Here is a 1225-nt window from a genome sequence, read left to right as displayed (position 1 = left end):
GGCCCGGCGTGGCCGACCTGTCACGCGTGGTGTCGCTCTGATGCCGGATCTCCGCCCCATTCCGACTCCTTGCGTGACAGGCCGCCGGCGTCCCCGAGGTGACGGCGCACCTCCACGATCACGCGCGTGAATCCGCGGCGAGCGTCGGAGGAGGACACGGTGATGTTCCGGTAGCCCCGTCGCTCGAAGGCCGCGTTGCGCTGCACGTCGCGGTCGATCTGGCGATCCGCGCCGTGGTGGCCGCCGTCGTAGTGCAGGGCCACTCTCGCCTGCGGATAGCCCAGGTCCGCCGTCGCGGGGTGGTGCAGGGAGAACTCCGGGTCCCAGACCTCGAGCTGCAGTGCGGGCTCGGGGAGCCCGGCGGCCGTCAGCGCGAGCCGGAGCCGCGTCTCCTTCGGCGAGTGCGCCCCCACCCGGACCAGCGTGGCGGCGGTGCGGAGCCGTCGTCGCCGGTTGTGCGCGGACGGGCTGGTCTCGGCCGCCTGGGTCAGGGCCGCCCGGGTCCGCTCGGCAGCGTCGGGACCGCCGGACAGTTCCGCCCGGCGGACGAGATGGTCGCCGAGGATGACGAGCTCGTCGTCGTCGAGCAGGGCCGCGAGGTCGACCCAGAGACGGGGCGGGGCGGTGACGTACCAGGCCAGACCGCCGATCCGCACGCGCTCCACGTCCGCGGGCGGGAGCGCCGTCCGGTGGGAGGTGACGCCGGGGAGGGCGAGGCGGCCACGGTCCCGCGGGCGGCTCACGTGGACCTCGTCCCCCGCGTCCAGTCGCTCCGGCAGCCAGATCTCACGGGCGCGGGCCGCGGTCTGGTGCGACACCACCGTGGTGGCGCGGTGCCGGGCGAGTCGCAGCAGGAGCTCGTGTTGGGTGGCCGAGAGCGGGGTGCTCCACCGGTAGGGGGAGGAGCCGGCCGCGGGGCGCTCGACGGCGGCCGGGGCGGCCTCACGCCGGCGGTAGAGGCCCCGGGCGAGGCGTTCGACGTCGGAGCGACGCAGCCGGTTGTGGTCGATGCCGGCGGCCCTCGCCTGCGCGGCGGTGAAGGGGCCGTCCAGCAAGGACGCGGGAAGCGGGGTGGGGCGACGCATGGTGCCAGCCTGGCGCGGTGGGGCGGGCGGCGTCCTGGGTCGCCATCGGCCTGGGGAGGAGTTTGGGTGTACGGGGGTCTGTGCAAGCGGGGACGCAGGGGAGCGGTCGCAGCGCCCACGCTCCTTTCCCGCCAGCGGTC

General features: G+C 75.6%; 1 protein-coding gene. It reads right to left on the bottom strand.

What is annotated here, in order from left to right; all coding sequences use genetic code 11:
• Window positions 1-20 precede the first annotated feature (20 nt).
• On the bottom strand, window positions 21-1085 hold the full coding sequence (locus ACFWJO_RS39975) for a type IV toxin-antitoxin system AbiEi family antitoxin domain-containing protein (protein WP_036316222.1): 1065 nt from the start codon (window positions 1083-1085) through the stop codon (window positions 21-23).
• Window positions 1086-1225: the final 140 nt, after the last annotated feature.

The sequence above is a fragment of the Streptomyces sp. NPDC127092 genome, assembly GCF_042722475.1.
Taxonomy (GTDB): Bacteria; Actinomycetota; Actinomycetes; order Streptomycetales; family Streptomycetaceae; genus Streptomyces.
This window is presented reverse-complemented; position numbering and strand designations above follow the sequence as displayed.